3 pseudogenes are annotated in these 1,046 nt (G+C 44.1%); all 3 read right to left on the bottom strand.

The window, feature by feature from the left end:
- Positions 1 to 76: 76 nt before the first annotated feature.
- Positions 77 to 385: pseudogene (locus tag HX129_RS17690) on the bottom strand (transposase); the annotation flags it as partial.
- Between the two features lie 108 nt (positions 386 to 493).
- Positions 494 to 733, bottom strand: a pseudogene (locus HX129_RS17840) (transposase domain-containing protein); the annotation flags it as partial.
- 9 nt (positions 734 to 742) lie between these two features.
- Positions 743 to 874: pseudogene (locus HX129_RS17835) on the bottom strand (transposase family protein); the annotation flags it as partial.
- Between the last annotated feature and the right edge of the window lie 172 nt (positions 875 to 1,046).

Here is a 1,046-nt window from a genome sequence, read left to right as displayed (position 1 = left end):
TCCCCACTTGTTTCTAAGTGGGGACTAAATTAAGGCTTATAGGATGAATTCATAAGGTGTGTTCAGCGGACGCTTACCGATGAATTGAAGCATTATCTAATATTAAAACTAATGGGATACCATGAGCTTGTTTTACTCGTTGTGCTACTCCCAATAAATAAGCATAAAACCATGGGCTACTGACTGATTCTTCTAAACAACTGCTGATGAATTGATTTGTAGAAAGTAAGCATCCCATCCCATTAATTCTTTTGGAACGCAGTGCGGTAACAGCATGAACTTCCCTACATTGCGTCCAAGCATAGCGATTATTAGGTGTAGATGAAAAGCCTGATTCATCTACATATCCAAGTATGATTTCACCTCGTGCTGCTTGTATACGCAAGGACTCAATATCTTCTTGAGCTTTCTTAAATTCAATCGGATTTCTTTTTTTTCAAACTGTGTCGGGTTCGTTTAAAGGTAAGCATCCGCTGAATCCCATGCCTATTTTTTAATTCGGTTCAGGTTTCCAGCGGTGTGGCAGTAATTCTTCTATTTGGGGCACTTTATGGGTCGGTAACCTTTTCAGCACATCACTGAGATAGGCATACGGATCCAGTCCATTCAGCTTTGCTGACTGAATCAGCGTCATGATGTTTGCAGCTCGTTGACCACTACGCAGTGACCCAGCAAACAGCCAGTTCTTGCGTCCCAAGGCCCAAGGACGCATCTGGTTTTCCACCCAGTTATGGCCACGTTTATTACAGAATAAGTAAGCACAATGCGGTTTGATGTAGCCAAAGGCTTTCAGCACCTGCGCCATGACAGTATCCATCCCTGCACGCATATCCATGGGCTGGGTCGTAAGCCAGATGTCATCGATGCGGATCATTTGACCAAGCCCTGCAGCAGACACAGTAATTCAGTTGCTGATTCCACCGGCCATTCGATTTCGATCATCTGATGTCTTGCGGGACGTTGTTCCTCAGTAAGCGTCCGCTGAACACACCTTATGAATTCATCCTATAAGCCTTAATTTAGTCCCCACTTAGAAACAAGTGGGG

The organism is Acinetobacter sp. 251-1, assembly GCF_030329305.1.
In the GTDB taxonomy this organism is placed as follows: Bacteria; Pseudomonadota; Gammaproteobacteria; order Pseudomonadales; family Moraxellaceae; genus Acinetobacter; species Acinetobacter piscicola_A.
Note: the sequence above shows the minus strand (reverse complement) of the source record. Positions and strands in the feature narration are given on the sequence as shown.